Source organism: Bacillus cereus group sp. MYBKT14-1 (genome assembly GCF_051915185.1).
Lineage (GTDB): Bacteria > Bacillota > Bacilli > Bacillales > Bacillaceae_G > Bacillus_A > Bacillus_A cereus.
This window is the reverse complement of the sequence record NZ_JBQAEF010000001.1, coordinates 449,126-466,952: the sequence shown is the minus strand read 5'-3', so window position 1 is coordinate 466,952 and position 17,827 is coordinate 449,126. Positions and strand designations below refer to the sequence as shown.

Here is a 17,827-nt window from a genome sequence, read left to right as displayed (position 1 = left end):
AAAGAGGAGTTCCATATGAAAACTCCTCCGCTTCCATTGTTAGCGGAGGTTTCTAGTACCCTTGCACTAGCGGAGTTGTCACATACAACCCCGTATTTCCAATTCTTCTTTATATAAAGAAGATATGTATGGAAAGTTGATATAAATATGCCCTCACCTATATATAGATGAGGTTGCATGTTTCATTGTATTCGATAGGAAGGGAAAAAATCCCTTCCTATCGAATATCTTTTACTATGCTATTACAAATTTACTTTTTGTTCAAGAATTGTTGCAATTTTTGTCACCATAATATCAATTGCAACGTGGTTTTGTCCACCTTCAGGGATAATAATATCCGCAAATTTCTTAGAAGGCTCAATAAATTGATTGTGCATTGGACGTACAACATTTACGTACTGATCAATAACTGAATCCATCGTACGACCGCGCTCTTTAATATCACGCTGCATGCGGCGCAGAATACGAAGGTCAGCATCCGTATCAACGAATAATTTAATGTCCATTAACTCGCAAAGACGTGGGTCTTCTAAAATAAGAATTCCTTCTAAAATAATTACATCTTTCGGCTCAACTGGAATAATTTCTTCTGAACGCGTATGCAATGTATAGTCATATACAGGCTTATCAATTTGCTCATATGCAAGCAACTGCTGCAAATGTTCAATTAACAGATCATTATCAAACGCAAGCGGATGATCATAATTTGTTTTTAAACGCTCTTCCATTGGTAAATGGCTTTGATCTTTGTAATAATAATCTTGCTCTAAGATTAAAATAGAATGACCTTTAAAATGGTCAAAAATCGCTTTCGTTACACTCGTTTTACCTGATCCCGAACCACCAGCAATTCCAATTACAACAGGCTTATTCGTCCCCATTCGACTATCACTCTTTCTTATTGAAGTATGCTTTTGCGCATCATATTATTCACATACACTCGTTGATCCACTTTGAATTTCACGATTTGCAACGGATGTCTCGCTGCATCTAATTCGTTTCCATCCTCATCCCAAATTTTCTCCACCGTTTGCGTAAAGTTTTCTATTTCTGGTCCAAAGAACTCCACTTCATGTCCTGGTTTGAAATGATTACGTTGCTCAATCGTTACGATGCCCGTTTCTTCATTATAATCTAACACTAAACCAGCAAAATCATACGTTGTTTTCTTACTATGATTTCCAAACATTTGCTCTTGATGTCCTGGAACCCCTTCAAAGAATGCAGGAGCTGTATCACGATTTGCACATTTATCAAGCTCATCTAACCATTCTTGTTTAAACTCAAAGTTATCTGGATCCGCACAATAAGCATCAATTACTTTACGATATACAGTTGCTACAGTCGCTACGTAATGGATTGATTTCATACGTCCTTCTACCTTTAAGCTATCGATTCCGATTTCAATCATTTTCGGAATTGATAAAATTAAATTTAAATCTTTTGGACTCATCGCAAAGTGAGCATCTCCTTCTTGGAATAGAGGAAGCTCTTTTGCATCTTTATGTTGTGATACTGTTTGAACTAAATCATAATCCCAGCGGCAAGATTGGCAACAACCACCACGATTAGAATCACGCGCTGTCATATGGTTACTTAATGTGCATCTTCCTGAATATGCGATACACATTGCACCATGTACGAATGCTTCAATTTCAATATCCACTTTTTCTTTAATTTCTTTCATTTCTTCATAGCTTGCTTCACGAGCTAATACAAGACGATGTAAACCTTCTTCTTTCCAATACTGTGCTGCTTTCCAGTTGGATAGTGATTGCTGTGTGCTTAAATGCACCTCAACAGAAGGCGCTACGCGTTTACAAGTCTCAATGATAAGCGGATCAGCAACGATAATTCCCGTTACGCCAGCTTTTTCAATCCCTTTTAAATATTCCTCTAGCCCGTCCATATTTTCATTATGTGCAAAGATATTTGTTGTTACGTATATTTTTGCTCCATACTTCTTTGCAAACTCAACGCCTTCTGCCATTTCTTCTAGCGTAAAGTTACCTGCATTCGAACGAAGACCAAATTCTTGTCCACCTAAATATACAGCATCTGCCCCGTAATGGATAGCTACTTTTAATTTTTCTAAGTTACCCGCAGGGATTAACAGTTCAGGTTTCTTCACAATAACACGTTTGCCATCGATCACTCGTGAAATTTCTTGTACAGTCATTTCCTACACCCTCCTCGTTTAGTAAACCGTTTCTTTAAAGAAGAATCCTGTATCTAACGGACGATTTACTGGTTGCATTTCTTCTATTTCTTTATATAGATCATCTTTCACGTCATAATATGCATCACGATCTTCTACGCATAAATCAATCGCTTGACGATATTTCTTCGTTACTTCAATAATGTATTCAGAGCTTTTTAGTACACCGTCGATTTTTAAGCTATCAACTTCAGCTTCGATTAGTTCCTCTAATTCATCGATGAAACAAATATCGTTGGGACTCATAATGTGAGTACCATTTTCATCTTCATAAATTGGATATTTATTGTTACGCTCTGGGTCATATAAGAACATATTCTCTTCATATTTTTTCTTTTCAATGTCAAGATTACGTCCTTGATACTCAAAGTAGTTTCCTACTAATGAACGCTTCGATTGGAACATACAAGTCATACCGTGAATTTGTACTTCTAGTTCCACTTCAGCATTTTCTTTTAAATCAACAATTTCATCTAAGCTCAGCTCACGAGCTAATACAGCACGCTTCGCTCCTCTTTGTCCCCAGTAATTACAAGTGAACCAGTTTGTTGCTGTCGTTTCTGTATTCCAGTGCAACTGCATATTTGGTGCTACTTCGCGAACAGCCATTAATACCGCTGGATCTCCGAAAACAATTGCATCTACATTTACTTCGTTTAAAAATGAAACGTAATCTGTTAATTCTTCTACTTTATCGTTGTGGAACATAGCGTTCATGGCTACGTATACTTTCACACCATTTTCATGTGCAATCTTCACAGTTTGTTTTACATCTTCACGTGAAAACTCCCCTGCTAAACGTAAACCAAACTTTTGCTCACCGATCATTACCGCATCTGCTCCTGCTTTCGCAAGAGGTTCGATATCCGCCACCGCTCTTGGCGTTACTAACAATTCAGGTTTCTTCATACCTTGGTCACCCTCTCTTTTTACTAACAGCTACTCCATCACCAATTGGGAAAATCGTTGTATCATATCCTTCATGATTCATAAGCCACTCATTGTACGTCTTAATACGACGGATTAAACCACGTGTACGTCTGTTTTCAATTTTCTCTTTTGTCGTTACAAGACCGTGGTACATAACATTATCTGAAATAATTACGCCACCAGGATTTAATAACGGTTCATATAAGTCAAAAAAGCGACGATACTGTCCTTTTGCTGCATCAATAAAAATAACGTCAAATGTCCCGTGTTCTTTTACTTGTTCACCTGTCTCTAACGCATCACCGTAAATAACTGAAATACGATCTGTTACTGGGGAACGTTCTATATATTCAAGTGCTTTTTCATATCTCTCACGATTGCGCTCAACTGTCACAATACGTGAATTTGGAATAGCTTGCATCATACGAATACTAGAATAACCGATTGCTGTTCCAAGTTCTAAAATGCTTTTCGGTCCAATTAAACGTAAAAATTGCAGCATAAATTCCATTCCAAGTCGATCCATAATCGGCACATGATTTTCTGTTGCATATTCTTCCATTTCAAGAATTAATTTATCTTTCGGATCAATAAATGATAATAGGTACTCGTTAACTGCATCCTCCATAAATGGTCCTCCTTATTTACATGGAGAAGTGCCTCTATGACGTCTTTTCACACATAGAATGCAATAAAAATACAAGCCAGCTTTACCCTTAGCTTGTACGTCCCGTTTTGATATTAAAAACGATTCTTCTGCCAGTTTTTAACCCGATATATTTTACCACAAAAAAGAGGGATGTGCGACTTTTTTCGCTATCCCTCCCCATTTCACTGTTTTTTCGTAATGTATTTTTGCTTTAATGCATTATGCTCTTCTAACGTTTTCGCATAATACACTTCACCACTTGGTGCAGCTAAGAAATAATAATAATCTGTTTGCGCAGGTTCTAACGCAGCTTCCACTGAATGTTTACCAGAGTTTGCGATCGGCCCTACCGGCAATCCTTTTACAACATACGTATTATACGGTGAGTTGACCTTTAAATCTTCGTATAATACACGTTGTTTATGCTTTCCAAGTGCATATAATACCGTTGGATCCGTTTGAAGTGGCATACCTTTTGTTAAACGATTATAAAAGACACTAGAGATCTTTTGACGATCTGTAAAACCAGTTGCCTCTTCTTCAATAAGTGAAGATAATGTTAAAAGCTGATGAACATCCCAATTCTTCGCTTTCATTTTCGCCTCATTTTGAACAATGATTGCATTTGTTTTCTCAAGCATTGGAATTACAATTTCTTCTAACGTCGTATCTTTCTTATAAAACGAATACGTTGCAGGATATAAATAACCTTCTAATGGGTATTTAATATTACTATCAAAGATTTTATCTGTTAATAACTTCGGATACTTTTGCTGCATTTTTTGAATAAATGCTTTATCGTTTAATTGACGCGTAACATCATCTTTATTCCACTTTAGTTCTGTCGCAATCGTTTCTGCAATTTCAGTTACTTGCGCCCCTTCTTTAATCGTCACTTTATAAAGAGCTGGACGATGCACGTTGCCAGATGACATTTGTTCGATTACATCTTCAGCATTCATTGAAGGATTTAATAAATATGTACCTGCTTGTAAACTTTTCGATTTAGCCTTTGTATAAAAACTAAAAACTGTACCGTTTTTTACAGCGCCTTTTTCTTCTAAAATTTCTCCAATTTTACTTGTAGATGATCCTTTCGGAATTTCTACTTCAATCTCTTTTTTATTCCCGCTATCAACTGGTCCTAATGCGGATGAAATATACGCATAGACTGAACCACAAACTAAAAGCAGTGCAATAATCGAAAATAAAAAGATGCGTCTACGCTTCTTTTTCACTTGATTCTCTATCAAAACATTTCCTCCTTACTTAATTGTAGACCGTATGTACACCTTTCTATACAGCACGATGTAAAAACGCAACAAATTCACTTATCTTTTTTAATTGACACTTTATTTTTCTACAATCCGTCTCATTATACTACAAAGACTTACACAGTTTCGACAAAAAATCTTTCATTTTACATATAAATACAAAAAAAGATGGACTGTATGTCGTCCATCTTTTCAGTACTTATTATTCAGCTTCTTGCTCATCAGCAATAGTGTTAAACGTTTCTTGTACCATTTCCCACTCTTCTTCTGATTCGATTGGAAGTAAAACTCCGCCCTCTTCTTCATTTTGCTCATAAGCCATTGCATCATAAATTGGGTCTCCATCTTCATCTACTTCACCGATTGGAGAGAAGATTACGTATGATTTTTTACCAAATTTGTCAGCATCAAAAGTGAAAATAATTTCACATAAATGTTCGTTACCTTTTTCGTCTACAATTGTAATTTGACGTTCTTCCATTTTGGTCACCTCTTATTTTCTATCTAAAAATCCTTGTAAGATTACGACTGCAGCCATCTTATCGATTACTTGTTTTCGCTTCTTACGACTTACATCAGCTGAAATGAGTAGACGTTCCGCTGCCATTGTTGACAAACGCTCGTCCCACATTACAACGTCTAATTGTAACAGCTCTCGTAGGTTTTCTGCAAATTGTTGGCACGCTTCGCCACGTGGGCCAATTGTACCATTCATATTTTTAGGTAAACCTACTACTATTTTGTCCACATTGTACTGTTTTACTAACTCAGAAATACGATCAAAACCAAAGTGACCTCGTTCTTCGTTAATCTTAATTGTTTCTAATCCTTGTGCTGTCCAGCCCATTTCGTCGCTAATTGCAACTCCGACTGTTTTTGTACCTACATCTAAACCTAATATCCGCATAAACTACTCCTCACGATGATGTTTCAAGTAAGACTTCACAAGCTCTTCAATTAACTCATCACGTTCAAGCTTGCGAATGATGCTACGTGCATCTTTATGGCGAGGTATGTATGCTGGGTCTCCACTTAATAAATAACCGACGATTTGGTTAATCGGATTATAGCCTTTTTCTTGAAGTGCATCATACACAGTTAAAAGTACATCATTTACATGGACACTCTGTTTTTCATCTTGAATGCTAAACTTCATTGTTTTATCAAAACCGTCCATTTCAAGCACCTCACTTATATAGTAAGTATAGGGAGAAGAACTTCTCCTCTCCCTACCATTGTACACTACTATCTCTTTATTTTGAAACAGATTTAACGTACTCTTGTACAAATGCTAAAGCTTCTTCGACTTGAGCTGGGTTTTTACCGCCTGCTTGTGCCATATCAGGACGGCCACCACCGCCACCGCCGCAACGAGAAGCTACTTCTTTCACAAGTTTACCAGCATGGTAACCTTGGCTAATTAAGTCTTTCGTTACACCTGCTAGGATGTTTACTTTATCGTCATTAACAGACGCTAATACAACAACTGCTGACTCTAATTTATTTTTCAGATCATCCATCATCGTACGTAAGTTGTTCATATCTGCAACATTTACTTTCGCTGCTAATACATTCACACCATCAACTGTCATTACAGAATCAGTTAAGTTTCCAGCTTCGATATTGCTTAATTTCGCAGCAAGAGATTCATTTTCTTTTTGCAGTTGTTTCACTTCAGCAAATAGACCATCAACTCTTGTTAAAATATCTTTCGGATTTGTTTTCATTTTTCCTGCTGCTTCTTTTAATAAACCTACTTGATCGTTCATTAATTCGTATGCAGACTTACCAGTTACTGCTTCAATACGACGAGTTCCTGCACCAATACCAGACTCAGCAACGATTTTGAAAATACCGATAGAAGCTGTATTATCAACGTGACAACCACCACAAAGCTCTAAGCTGTAATCGCCAACTTGTACAACGCGTACAACATCTCCGTATTTTTCACCGAATAATGCCATTGCGCCCATTTCTTTCGCTTCTTCGATTGCTTTTTGAGAAATCTCAACATCAATACTTTCCCAAATTTTTTCGTTTACCATACGCTCAATTTTTTCTAATTCGTCAGCTTGTACTTGACCGAAGTGAGAGAAGTCAAAACGTAGACGTTCAGAAGTTACAAGAGAACCTGCTTGGTTAACGTGTGTTCCAAGTACGTCTTTTAATGCTTGGTGTAGTAAGTGAGTTGCTGTATGATTTTTTACAACGCTACTACGGTTTTTCGTATCGATAATAGCTTTTACAGCCGCATCTTTCGTTAATGTACCTTCTTCAACAACAACTTTATGCAAGTTTTGGCCGTTTGGTGCTTTTTGTACGTCTTTTACAAGAACTTTCACACCATCTGCAAGAAGGTAACCACGGTCTGCAATTTGTCCACCACTCTCAGCATAGAATGGTGTTACATCAAGAATTAACTGTCCTTCTTCACCAGCTTGTAAGCTGTCTGTGTATTCGCCGTTTTTCACAAGTGCAACAACGTTACTTTCTGTTGCAACTGTACCGTAACCAACGAATTCGCTCGCTACTTTAATTTCTCCAAGGACACCACCTTGAACTTGCATAGAATCAACGTCTTGACGAGCAGCACGTGCACGCTCACGTTGTTTTTCCATTTCATTTTCAAAACCTTCATGATCAACTGTCATGCCAGCTTCTTCTGCATATTCTTCTGTTAATTCAATTGGGAAACCGTATGTGTCATATAGACGGAACGCATCTACTCCAGAAATAACAGTTGTTTTTTCTTCTTTTGCTTTTGCAATTACTTCAGCTAAAATCGCTTCACCATCATGAAGTGTTTCATGGAAACGCTCTTCTTCGTTCTTCACAACTTTCGCAATGAAATCTTTCTTTTCAAGTACTTCTGGATAGAAGTCTTTCATTACTTCTCCAACAACCGGTACTAATTCAAACATAAATGGACGGTTGATGTTTAATTTCTTCGAATAACGAACAGCGCGGCGTAATAAACGACGTAATACATAACCACGGCCTTCGTTAGATGGAAGAGCACCGTCACCAACAGCGAATGTTACTGTACGGATATGGTCAGCAATTACTTTGAATGCCATATCTTTTTCTAAATCGCCATTACGATATTTTTCACCAGAAATTGTTTCTGTTGCACCAATCATCGGCATGAATAGGTCTGTATCAAAGTTCGTAGGTACATCTTGAACGATAGATGTCATACGCTCTAGACCCATCCCTGTATCAATGTTTTTCTTAGGAAGTGGTGTATATGAACCGTCTGGATTATGGTTAAATTGAGAGAATACAAGGTTCCATACTTCTAAGTAACGCTCGTTTTCTCCGCCTGGATATAATTCTGGGTCACTAAAGTCATTACCGTAAGCTTCTCCGCGGTCATAGAAAATCTCTGTATTCGGTCCACTTGGCCCTTCACCGATATCCCAGAAGTTTTCTTCTAAGCGAATAATACGCTCTTTTGGAACGCCCATTTTCTCATTCCAAATTGTGAATGCTTCTTCATCTTCTGGATGGATTGTAACTGATAGTAATTCTTTATCGAATCCGATCCATTTGTCGCTCGTTAAGAATTCCCAAGCCCATGTAATTGCTTCTTCTTTGAAGTAATCACCAATTGAGAAGTTTCCTAACATTTCAAAGAATGTATGGTGACGAGCTGTTTTCCCTACGTTTTCAATATCGTTTGTACGAATTGATTTTTGAGCATTTGTAATACGTGGATTTTGTGGGATTACACGTCCATCAAAATATTTTTTTAATGTAGCTACACCACTATTAATCCATAGAAGAGATGGATCTTCATGTGGAACTAGTGATGCACTAGGTTCTACTGCATGTCCTTTTTCTTGGAAAAAGTCTAAAAACATTTGACGAATTTGTGCGCCTGTTAGTTGTTTCATTGTATTTTCCTCCTTAAATATAAAAAACTCCCGTCCCTATAAAAGGGACGAGAGTTAACTCGCGATACCACCCTAATTATGAATTGATTACAATAACAATCAATTCATCACCTCATGGTGCCGTAACGTGGCAAGACGGCAGTGATTAGCTGCTCTCAGGATTAGCTTTCTGTTACCCTTCATTTAAAGCTTCTTTCAGCCATATGGAAGCTTCTCTCTGTAAATGGACTGTAACGTACTTGTTCCGTCATTGATTTAATGTATTATATGACTAAATATAATAGAATTCTCTTAAGTTTGTCAATGTAGATAATCATTTATATTGTATTAATTGCTTATTTATCATAGGTATTCTACTATTCATTCTTAACAGCCTTTTCATATATTATGCGTTTATTAACAAATCGGAATCTCCTTATAAGAATGATTTATAAAAATTTCTAAATATTACTTTTTTTGCTACAATTAAATTATTGTTAATAAAATAAAGGAGCGATCACAATGACAACCTTACTTAGCAAAGCTAAAAACATATTAGCGACTGACGAAACGATATTATTTTACGCAGCATGTTCATTAGACATATTTATTTATCGTTCCGTCGCAAGGCCAGGATTGCTAATTTTAACGAACAAAAGACTATTCTTTTATGGGCCAGATGTAAGTAAGAATCCAATATTTGAAGAGTACTCTTTCGCAAAAATTTCTAATCTAAAAGAACAAAAGCGGCTTTTCAATAATCAAATTATATTTATGTATGATAACGAATGGAAAAAAATAAAACATATTCAAACAAATGATGTGAGCTCCCTCGTTCAAAAAATACACGAGCAACTTTCTAAATAAATATATGATTAGCCCTCTATTTCTTACATAGAGGGCTTCTATACTTACACATCTTCTTTTTTCAAGAGCGGTCTCACATGAACAATGACAGTGCGAATAACTGCTAAAATCGGAACCGATATTAGCAATCCTACAATCCCAGCTACCTCTCCCCCAACTAGTAAGGCAAGCATAATAATAACGGGATGCATACGAAGTGACTTACCAACGATGTAAGGCGATAAAATGTTACTCTCCACAAATTGCAAAATCGCAATCGTGATCCCCGCCTTAATAAGTAAACTCGTTGATACTGTTGCTGCAATCATTAACGTCGGGATCGCTCCTAAAATAGGACCGAAGTATGGGATTATATCCGTTACCCCAATAATAATGCCAAGCAATAATGGATATTTCATACCGATAAACCAAAAAGAAAGAGCTGATACTCCCCCTAATACTAAACAAACAAATAACTGTCCTCGAATATAGCTTCCAAGTGACTTATCAATTTCTTTCGCAAGCATTTGCCCCGTACCTCGCCATTTACTTGGGACTAGTTTCCAAAAGATATGATAAAACTCACCATAATCTTTTAATATGTAAAATACAATAAACGGTATTAAGAAAATAATGAGCAATGAATCGAGTACACCACGAGCTGTACTCATCACTTTATTTAAAAGCGCTTGAATCTTCGTTTCCACACCCACAAAAAGTTGCTTCACCTTTTCATGAATGAACGAAGGGAAATTCGCTGTTTGTTCTGTAACGCCATCCATCCACGAATCGTACATCTTTGTAAACTGGGGAAATTGTTCATTAATCTCTTGTAACTGTTTAATAACAACTGGTGTTCCTTTATAAATCCCATAACCAATTCCGCCAAAGAAAAGGATATAAATGAGCAAAATGGCAAGTGTACGGGGCATCCCTTCCTTATGAATTTTTTCAATTAAAGGGTGCAATAAATACGCAATAAAACACGCGATAAGAAACGGCGTGATTGCTACTTTAAATACAAAAATAATCGGTGCCCATAGCGGCTTAATTTTTAAAAAGACGAGCAGACAAAGAAAAACAAGTAACAATAATCCTAAACGATATATCCAAATGATTTTAAGATTCTTCACATGAAAAACCTCCTCCACCTTTATTTTGAAAATAAATGGGGTAGGTTATGTGCGAAACTTTTAAAATCTTTTCATACGGACCATACTGTTTTTTAAAGACGTACATATAAATAACATAGCAAGGACAACCACCCCTGAGAATACAGCATGAATTAATATAATCAGGAGGGCTAATTATGGTTTTGTTTATGCTTGGATTATCAGCACTTTTTATGATTCTTGAATGGATTTGTATCGGGTTCGGTATTTGGAAGGGGTTCTTTATTCATTCCTCACGTAAAGAAAAAGCGAAGCAATTATGGCAGTATGGAATACTTGGCGTTGGCTGCTACGGTCTATCTTATCTTTTCTCAGAGATCGGACTTTTTTATTTGCATATGGGTGCATAAAAAAACTCCCTTGTCTACAAGGGAGTTTTTCAATTTATCGAAATGATTATAAGTAAGACTTAATCATCTTACGTGCTTTTTTCATATTGCGTTTTGAAAATACATCTTGTTTACGAGCATATTGATATGCTGCAGCTCCAACACCTAATGCGATTAATGAATTGCGTAGATTCAAAGTAAATCCCCCTTTTCGTTATCCGATCGTTCTTTCATTCTCATCAAATAAATCATCAAGAGAGCTTAATGAACCGTCTTCCTCAACTTGATGTGTATGGATTTTCCCCTTTGAAACCGATAATTCGATATAACAATTCCAGCAATAAAATTGGTTGACACCTATTTTTCCAATGTCTTTCCCTTTGCAATTTGGACAAATGAACATATGGCTTTCATCTCCTTACAGTCTCCCAGATTCTATTCGCCATTATGTCCAAACTGCATTCATTTATACATTACTGGAGCCTTTCAACGCTATGCGTTTGAAAGTTTCACTATATAATTTCACCTTGTTACATGAAATCATACGGTGAAATGTTTTCCACGTCCATTTCCTCGCCATTAACTGTGACCATCTGTACTTCTCCTTGTGATTCTTGCAAGCGACTAGCTAAAGTTGTTTGACGCATTGCATCATCAAGGCGATTTACACCAGATTGGAAAGCTGCTTCCTCCCCGCAAATAATAAGGAACTTCTTACTTCTTGTAATACCCGTGTAAATTAAATTACGACGTAACATACGGTTGTAACTTTTCACGATTGGCATAATAACAATCGGAAATTCACTACCTTGTGATTTATGAATGGAACAACAATATGCATGCGTAATTTGATTTAAATCGGGCTTCGTATACGTTACCTCAATTCCATCAAATGAAACGATAATCATATCTTGTTGCTCAACGTTTTCTTTTGCATAAAACACCGAAACAATTTCCCCAATATCACCATTAAACACTTGGCTCTCCGGCTGATTCACGAGTTGCAGTACTTTATCACCTCTTCGGTACACAACATCACCGTAAGCAATTTCTTTACTCTTTTCCCTCTTCGGATTAAATACTTGTTGCAGCGCTTCGTTTAATACATTAATACCAGCAGGCCCGCGGTACATCGGTGCTAATACTTGTACATCTCTTGCGCTAAAGCCTTTTGTTTTAGCATTTTCACAAACTTTTTTCACAACCTCAACAATTTGAGCTCCTGTACAGCCGATAAATGAACGATCTTTTTGATTTTGTGCTAAATCGGGTGGTAGAGTTCCATTTTTTATCGCATGGGCAAGTTGAATCACTGATGAGCCTTCCGCTTGACGATAAATTTCAGTAAGCTTCACTGTCGGAACTGCGCCTGCATTTAATAAATCTTTTAATACTTGTCCAGGTCCTACAGATGGCAACTGATCTTCATCACCTACAACGATAACTTGAATGTTCGTCGGCAACGACTTAAATAGCTGATTCGCAAGCCAAATATCAACCATTGAAAATTCATCGATAATAAGGAGCTTACCTTGGACAGGATCCGTTTCATTACGCTGGAAAGATCCTTCTGGCGTCCAACCAAGTAAACGGTGAATTGTGCAAGCTGGAAGTCCTGTCGATTCACTCATCCGCTTCGCTGCTCTTCCTGTTGGAGCTGTTAATAGTATTGGAAATGGATTATCATCACTGTATTCATTCGGATTTAACGATAACCCGTGTAGTGATGCATACATTTCAACAATCCCTTTAATAACTGTTGTTTTCCCTGTTCCTGGTCCACCTGTCAATAACATCATCGGTTTATGAAGTGCCGTTTGAATTGCTTCTTGCTGAAACGGTGCATATTGTACGTTGAGTTGTTCTTCAATTTCACCTAACGTTTTTAACACTTCTGCTTCTGGAAATGAAGGTGTTTCTTCTTGATTCATAAGCCTGCGAATAGACTTTACAACACCTTTCTCAGAGTAGAATAACGTTGCTAAATACACTCGTTCTTCTTCTATGATGACTTTCCCTTCACTTTGCATCGTTTCAATACAACCTATAATATCTTCCTCAGTCACTCTTCCTTCTTGATTGTTTAAAAGTGACATCGTTTCTCTTACAAGTTGATCTTTCCTCATATAAACGTGACCAAGTTGTAATGAGACATTCTCTAATGTGTAAAAACATCCTGCGCGTACACGGTCGTCATGATTACCCGATATCCCTAACGCACGCCCTATATCATCCGCTCTTCCAAAACCAATCCCGTCCACTTCTTCGATAAGTTGATACGGATTATTACGAATCACTTCTAATGTCATCTCTTTATATTGCTGGTAAATCTTAATAGAAAGTTTCGTTCCAAAACCGTAGCCATTTAAAAAGCTCATTACTTTCTCTAGCCCTTGATGTTCAACAATTGTCTCATATATTTCCTGAGCCTTTTGTTTATTAACAACACCATTTAATGCCTCAGGGTCATCCATAATTTTAGAAATAGCATGTTCTCCGAGATGGTCCACAATTTTTTCAGCTGTACGCTTTCCTATCCCTTTAAATAAATCACTCGCTAAATATTGCACCATACCTGCTTTTGTTTGCGGCAATTCTTTTTTAAATGTTTCAACCATATATTGTTTTCCATACTTTGGATGGTCCTTAAAATGACCTGTCAATGTAAACACTTCATCTTCATGCATGCGGGGAAAATGACCGTTTATCATTACTTTCTTTTCGTCATACGTTTCATTCGTTTCAATGACTTTCATACTGACAACGGAATAGAGGTTTTCTTCGTTGTGGAAAATGGTATGAAGAACTTGCGCTTTTATAAACTTTTTCTCTTCCTCAAACAAATCCATTGCATGTTGATTTCCCATTTTTCCTCTCCTTTCCGGTATTTTCACTTTAATAAGCAGTACATCCCCCACCTTTTTAGATGAGGGATAACTACCCATTAAACTATATTTTTATCTTATTCAGCTTCTTGCTCTAATAAACGAACGCCATTACCCGCTAAAAAGTGATCTGGCTGAATTTCAGTTGCTTTCTTAAATAAAGCGAGAGCCTTCTCATTATTTTCCTCAAATACGTACGCAACACCTAAATTGTAATACGCATCTGCATGCTCCTCATCCATTTCTAATACCTTTTCAAAATAAGGTTTCGCCTCTTGAACGTGTTCTAATCGCGCGAAGCAAAGTCCGCACTGGAATACAGCTTCTACATCGTTTTCATCTAATTCTGTTGCTCTTTGTAAGAATGGTAGTGCAAGACGATCATTTCCAAGCTGTACATGTGTGATACCTAACATAAATGTTACATCAGCTGATTGTAATCCAGCTTGCATTGCTTGTTCAAATACAGCTTTCGCTTCAGTAAATTGCTCTTGGCCATAATATACATTTCCTAAACCATAATAGGCTGCTGCAGATTTATCATCTAACTCTAGTGCACGTTTATAAAATAAAATCGCTCGCTCGCTATCACCTAATACGTCTAATAAATTTGCAAAATTAATGTACCCAAGCGCATCTTTCGGATTTTCTTCGATTGCTTCTGTAAAATTTTTAGCTGCTTCTTCCCAGTTTCCTTCTTGCATATATTGAATACCTGTTTCAAGTTTGTTTGACATGTCCTTCACCTCTACAACAAATTATAACAAAGAATGTATTTTCCAAGCGAACGAAAATTCGCTTTATGTAAAAGAAACCTCTAACCGCTAATCGGCAGAGGCTTCTCATTTATCCTAAATAATCCAATTTCTTACCACTACGGTATACTTCATCAATTGTAGCACCGCCTAAGCACTCATCTCCATCATAGAAAACGACTGCTTGTCCTGGTGTAATTGCACGAATTGGCTCATCACAAAGAATACGAACTGTATTTTCATCAACTATTTGAACCGTTACTTTATTGTCTTCTTGACGATAACGGAATTTCGCCGTGCACTTAAATTCTGTTTCTTTTTCTTTGTTACTTACCCATCCTACATTCGTAGCAATAACTTCATCACCATATAGAAGTTCGTTATGGAATCCTTGATCAACATATAAAATGTTTTCTTTTAGATTTTTCCCAACAGCAAACCATGGATCACCATTACCACCAATTCCAAGGCCATGACGTTGTCCAATTGTATAATACATTAAACCGTCATGCTTCCCTTTCACTTCACCAGATAATGTTTGCATTACACCTGGTTGTGCCGGTAAGTAGTTACTTAAGAAATCTTTAAAGTTACGCTCACCAATGAAGCAAATACCTGTACTATCTTTTTTCGCCGCTGTCGCTAAGCCAGCTTCTTTCGCCATTTCACGAATTTGCGGTTTCTTTAATTCACCTAACGGGAACATTGTTTTTGATAATTGCTCTTGGCTTAATTGATTTAAGAAATATGTTTGATCTTTATTGTCATCAACACCGCGAAGCATTTTATATTCGCCGTCCATATAAGCAACGCGTGCATAATGGCCTGTTGCCACATAATCCGCACCAAGCGCAATTGCATGCTCTAAAAATGCTTTAAATTTAATTTCTTTATTACACATTACATCTGGGTTTGGTGTACGACCAGCTCGGTACTCATCTAAGAAGTACGTAAATACTTTATCCCAGTATTGTTTTTCAAAGTTTACTGCATAATACGGAATACCAATTTGGTTACACACTTCAATTACATCATTGTAATCTTCTGTTGCTGTGCAGACACCATTCTCATCTGTATCATCCCAGTTTTTCATAAAAATTCCGATTACATCATAACCTTGCTCTTTTAATAAAAGTGCTGCTACAGATGAATCGACGCCACCGGACATTCCGATGACAACGCGTGTTTCGTGAGGTAGTTTGTTCATCATGTCACCTCCCATGCTAATTTTGTGTTAATCGCTTCACGATTTTCACTGTTTCGTACGCCGCTTTTTCAATTTGCTCTTTCGTATTTCCAAGTCCAAAACTAAAGCGTACGGATGAACGTATTTGATCGGAGTCTTTTCCAAACATCGCTACTAATACATGTGATGGATCAATCGAACCAGCTGTACAAGCAGAACCGCTTGATACTGCAATACCAGCAAGGTCTAAGTTCACAAGAAATGGTTCAATGTTCATTCCTGTAAAACTTACATTAAGTACATGCGGTAAGCGATGTTCTAAGTTTCCGTTTACCTCGAAAGTAATGCCTTCATTTTTGAAGACAGATACCATTATATCTTTAAACTCTTCATATTGGGCATTTTTTTGCTCACGAGTTTTTTCAGCTATAAGAATTGCATGCTGAAGCCCAGCAATACTAGGCACATTTTCCGTACCAGCACGGCGTTTTCTTTCTTGCTCTCCGCCTATTAATAACGGTTCAAATTTCACATTTGCACCAGCGTATAAAAACCCTACACCTTTTGGCCCATTAATTTTATGAGCTGAAATTGATAATAAATCAATTCCAAACTCTTTCACATTAATTTCTACTAAACCGTAAGCTTGTACCGCATCTGTATGGAAATAAGCTTGATGATCTTTTAGCAACTTTCCTATTTCCACAATTGGTTGCATTGTCCCTACTTCATTATTCCCAAACATAACAGATACAAGAATCGTCTCTTCTGTTAATGCCTTTTGTATGTCAGAAACTTGAATAAGCCCTGTTTCATCGACAGGTAAATATGTCACTTCAAACCCTTCACGCTCTAACAATTCGCACGTATGCAAAATCGCATGATGTTCAATTTGCGTCGTTATTATGTGGTTACCTTTATGACGGTTCGCACGTGCTACACCGATAAGCGCTAAATTATCAGCTTCTGTACCACCGCTCGTAAATATAATTTCATTCGGATTCGCATGAATGCTGCGTGCACACACTCGTCTCGCCTCATCTACTGCATGGCGAGTTTGACGTCCATAAAAGTGAATACTAGACGGGTTCCCGAATATTTCTGTCATATATGGAATCATCTTTTCGACCACTTCTGGGTGAGTCGGAGATGTCGCAGCATGATCTAAGTAAATGCGTTCCATTAAATCTCCTTCTTTCCAAATCGTTTCACAAGGAATTAAATGTAAAACATATAGCCCCCGTGATTTTCTTCCTCATAACGTACTAAATCTTCTAACGTTGTACTATCTAACACTTCTTGCACCGCATCACGAACACGCATCCATAACTGGCGCTGTGCTGGCTCTTCTTCTTCTATCATTTCTACAACACTAATCGGTCCCTCTAATACACGGATTACATCCCCAGCTGTAATGTTAGCCGGTTGATCAGATAATACATATCCGCCGTATGCCCCGCGCGTACTCTTTACAAGACGAGCGTTACGAAGTGGTGAAATTAATTGCTCTAAGTAATGCTCGGATAAGTCATGCGCCTGCGCAATTGATTTTAATGAAATCGGACCTTCACCAAACTTTTTTGCAAGATCAATCATAATTGTTAAGCCATAGCGGCCTTTTGTTGAAATCTTCATCTATTTTGCACCTCTTTTCAAATTTTCACTTCTATTGGTTATATCTTATTTATAAAAAGAACACAATTTAAAA

Annotated in this window: 19 protein-coding genes and 1 other annotated feature; of the genes, 2 read left to right on the top strand and 17 right to left on the bottom strand. The window is 37.2% G+C overall.

All coding sequences use genetic code 11. The features are described from left to right. Positions 1–242 precede the first annotated feature (242 nt). From udk to alaS, 9 genes are all read right to left on the bottom strand, one after another. Positions 243–881 carry a uridine kinase gene (gene udk / locus ACTFO4_RS02515; RefSeq protein ID WP_000537078.1) on the bottom strand — a complete coding sequence of 213 codons (639 nt, stop codon included), beginning with the start codon at positions 879–881 and terminating at the stop codon, positions 243–245. A gap of 17 nt (positions 882–898) precedes the next feature. Beyond that, the gene (locus ACTFO4_RS02510) at positions 899–2,179 is read right to left on the bottom strand and encodes a peptidase U32 family protein (protein WP_000217974.1); all 1,281 of its coding nucleotides are present in this window, start codon (positions 2,177–2,179) and stop codon (positions 899–901) included. 18 nt (positions 2,180–2,197) lie between these two features. Then, on the bottom strand, positions 2,198–3,127 hold the full coding sequence (locus tag ACTFO4_RS02505; RefSeq protein ID WP_000742801.1) for a peptidase U32 family protein: 930 nt from the start codon (positions 3,125–3,127) through the stop codon (positions 2,198–2,200). A 7-nt stretch (positions 3,128–3,134) separates the two neighbouring features. Then, the gene (locus ACTFO4_RS02500) at positions 3,135–3,776 is read right to left on the bottom strand and encodes an O-methyltransferase (protein WP_000389102.1); all 642 of its coding nucleotides are present in this window, start codon (positions 3,774–3,776) and stop codon (positions 3,135–3,137) included. Positions 3,777–3,979: 203 nt separating this feature from the next. Then, on the bottom strand, positions 3,980–5,050 hold the full coding sequence (mltG, locus tag ACTFO4_RS02495; RefSeq protein ID WP_000572139.1) for an endolytic transglycosylase MltG: 1,071 nt from the start codon (positions 5,048–5,050) through the stop codon (positions 3,980–3,982). 223 nt (positions 5,051–5,273) lie between these two features. Then, positions 5,274–5,552: a DUF1292 domain-containing protein gene (locus ACTFO4_RS02490; RefSeq protein ID WP_000392730.1), complete on the bottom strand. Its 279-nt coding sequence runs from the start codon at positions 5,550–5,552 to the stop codon at positions 5,274–5,276. A gap of 12 nt (positions 5,553–5,564) precedes the next feature. Then, positions 5,565–5,978: a Holliday junction resolvase RuvX gene (ruvX, locus tag ACTFO4_RS02485; RefSeq protein WP_001221192.1), complete on the bottom strand. Its 414-nt coding sequence runs from the start codon at positions 5,976–5,978 to the stop codon at positions 5,565–5,567. 3 nt (positions 5,979–5,981) lie between these two features. Continuing rightward, positions 5,982–6,248: an IreB family regulatory phosphoprotein gene (locus ACTFO4_RS02480; RefSeq protein ID WP_000348590.1), complete on the bottom strand. Its 267-nt coding sequence runs from the start codon at positions 6,246–6,248 to the stop codon at positions 5,982–5,984. Positions 6,249–6,324: 76 nt separating this feature from the next. Then, on the bottom strand, positions 6,325–8,967 hold the full coding sequence (alaS, locus tag ACTFO4_RS02475; RefSeq protein ID WP_000811825.1) for an alanine--tRNA ligase: 2,643 nt from the start codon (positions 8,965–8,967) through the stop codon (positions 6,325–6,327). Positions 8,968–9,007: 40 nt separating this feature from the next. Continuing rightward, positions 9,008–9,227: a binding site (T-box leader), on the bottom strand. Between the two features lie 241 nt (positions 9,228–9,468). On the opposite strand from alaS, the gene ACTFO4_RS02470 reads away from it, so the two are divergent. After that, positions 9,469–9,813, top strand: a complete 345-nt coding sequence (locus ACTFO4_RS02470; protein ID WP_000209578.1) for a PH domain-containing protein — start codon at positions 9,469–9,471, stop codon at positions 9,811–9,813. Positions 9,814–9,857: 44 nt separating this feature from the next. On the opposite strand, the gene ACTFO4_RS02465 is transcribed toward ACTFO4_RS02470, so the two are convergent. Further along, positions 9,858–10,925, bottom strand: coding sequence for an AI-2E family transporter (locus ACTFO4_RS02465; protein ID WP_000793128.1), 1,068 nt, complete (start codon positions 10,923–10,925; stop codon positions 9,858–9,860). A 176-nt stretch (positions 10,926–11,101) separates the two neighbouring features. Between ACTFO4_RS02465 and ACTFO4_RS02460 the strand changes: the two genes are divergently transcribed. Next, on the top strand, positions 11,102–11,314 hold the full coding sequence (locus ACTFO4_RS02460; protein WP_000242535.1) for a hypothetical protein: 213 nt from the start codon (positions 11,102–11,104) through the stop codon (positions 11,312–11,314). Positions 11,315–11,360: 46 nt separating this feature from the next. Here the strand turns inward: ACTFO4_RS02460 and ACTFO4_RS02455 are convergent, their stop codons facing one another. The 7 genes from ACTFO4_RS02455 to cymR all read right to left on the bottom strand — a co-directional run bounded on the left by ACTFO4_RS02455 (position 11,361) and on the right by cymR (position 17,754). Then, positions 11,361–11,489, bottom strand: a complete 129-nt coding sequence (locus ACTFO4_RS02455; RefSeq protein WP_001053553.1) for a YrzQ family protein — start codon at positions 11,487–11,489, stop codon at positions 11,361–11,363. Between the two features lie 18 nt (positions 11,490–11,507). Then, the gene (locus ACTFO4_RS02450) at positions 11,508–11,696 is read right to left on the bottom strand and encodes a hypothetical protein (RefSeq protein ID WP_000469281.1); all 189 of its coding nucleotides are present in this window, start codon (positions 11,694–11,696) and stop codon (positions 11,508–11,510) included. Between the two features lie 127 nt (positions 11,697–11,823). Next, entirely contained in the window at positions 11,824–14,160 is a 2,337-nt protein-coding gene (gene recD2 / locus ACTFO4_RS02445) for an SF1B family DNA helicase RecD2 (RefSeq protein ID WP_000528086.1), read from the bottom strand. A 95-nt stretch (positions 14,161–14,255) separates the two neighbouring features. Next, a complete protein-coding gene (locus ACTFO4_RS02440; RefSeq protein WP_000066409.1) occupies positions 14,256–14,915 on the bottom strand; it encodes a tetratricopeptide repeat protein in 660 nt (219 codons plus the stop codon). A 109-nt stretch (positions 14,916–15,024) separates the two neighbouring features. After that, positions 15,025–16,140 carry a tRNA 2-thiouridine(34) synthase MnmA gene (mnmA, locus tag ACTFO4_RS02435; RefSeq protein ID WP_001038010.1) on the bottom strand — a complete coding sequence of 372 codons (1,116 nt, stop codon included), beginning with the start codon at positions 16,138–16,140 and terminating at the stop codon, positions 15,025–15,027. A 16-nt stretch (positions 16,141–16,156) separates the two neighbouring features. After that, positions 16,157–17,302, bottom strand: a complete 1,146-nt coding sequence (locus ACTFO4_RS02430; RefSeq protein WP_000439881.1) for a cysteine desulfurase family protein — start codon at positions 17,300–17,302, stop codon at positions 16,157–16,159. Positions 17,303–17,337: 35 nt separating this feature from the next. Then, positions 17,338–17,754 carry a cysteine metabolism transcriptional regulator CymR gene (gene cymR / locus ACTFO4_RS02425; RefSeq protein WP_000704116.1) on the bottom strand — a complete coding sequence of 139 codons (417 nt, stop codon included), beginning with the start codon at positions 17,752–17,754 and terminating at the stop codon, positions 17,338–17,340. Between the last annotated feature and the right edge of the window lie 73 nt (positions 17,755–17,827).

Coding starts and splice junctions, on each gene's coding strand:
- ACTFO4_RS02430 (WP_000439881.1), bottom strand. CDS start 17,302: ATGGAACGCATTTACTTAGATCATGCTGCGACATCTCCGACTCACCCA.
- alaS (WP_000811825.1), bottom strand. CDS start 8,967: ATGAAACAACTAACAGGCGCACAAATTCGTCAAATGTTTTTAGACTTT.
- ACTFO4_RS02450 (WP_000469281.1), bottom strand. CDS start 11,696: ATGTTCATTTGTCCAAATTGCAAAGGGAAAGACATTGGAAAAATAGGT.
- ACTFO4_RS02470 (WP_000209578.1), top strand. CDS start 9,469: ATGACAACCTTACTTAGCAAAGCTAAAAACATATTAGCGACTGACGAA.
- ruvX (WP_001221192.1), bottom strand. CDS start 5,978: ATGCGGATATTAGGTTTAGATGTAGGTACAAAAACAGTCGGAGTTGCA.
- cymR (WP_000704116.1), bottom strand. CDS start 17,754: ATGAAGATTTCAACAAAAGGCCGCTATGGCTTAACAATTATGATTGAT.
- mnmA (WP_001038010.1), bottom strand. CDS start 16,140: ATGAACAAACTACCTCACGAAACACGCGTTGTCATCGGAATGTCCGGT.
- ACTFO4_RS02500 (WP_000389102.1), bottom strand. CDS start 3,776: ATGGAGGATGCAGTTAACGAGTACCTATTATCATTTATTGATCCGAAA.
- ACTFO4_RS02510 (WP_000217974.1), bottom strand. CDS start 2,179: ATGACTGTACAAGAAATTTCACGAGTGATCGATGGCAAACGTGTTATT.
- ACTFO4_RS02490 (WP_000392730.1), bottom strand. CDS start 5,552: ATGGAAGAACGTCAAATTACAATTGTAGACGAAAAAGGTAACGAACAT.
- ACTFO4_RS02440 (WP_000066409.1), bottom strand. CDS start 14,915: ATGTCAAACAAACTTGAAACAGGTATTCAATATATGCAAGAAGGAAAC.
- udk (WP_000537078.1), bottom strand. CDS start 881: ATGGGGACGAATAAGCCTGTTGTAATTGGAATTGCTGGTGGTTCGGGA.
- ACTFO4_RS02460 (WP_000242535.1), top strand. CDS start 11,102: ATGGTTTTGTTTATGCTTGGATTATCAGCACTTTTTATGATTCTTGAA.
- recD2 (WP_000528086.1), bottom strand. CDS start 14,160: ATGGGAAATCAACATGCAATGGATTTGTTTGAGGAAGAGAAAAAGTTT.
- ACTFO4_RS02480 (WP_000348590.1), bottom strand. CDS start 6,248: ATGGACGGTTTTGATAAAACAATGAAGTTTAGCATTCAAGATGAAAAA.
- ACTFO4_RS02505 (WP_000742801.1), bottom strand. CDS start 3,127: ATGAAGAAACCTGAATTGTTAGTAACGCCAAGAGCGGTGGCGGATATC.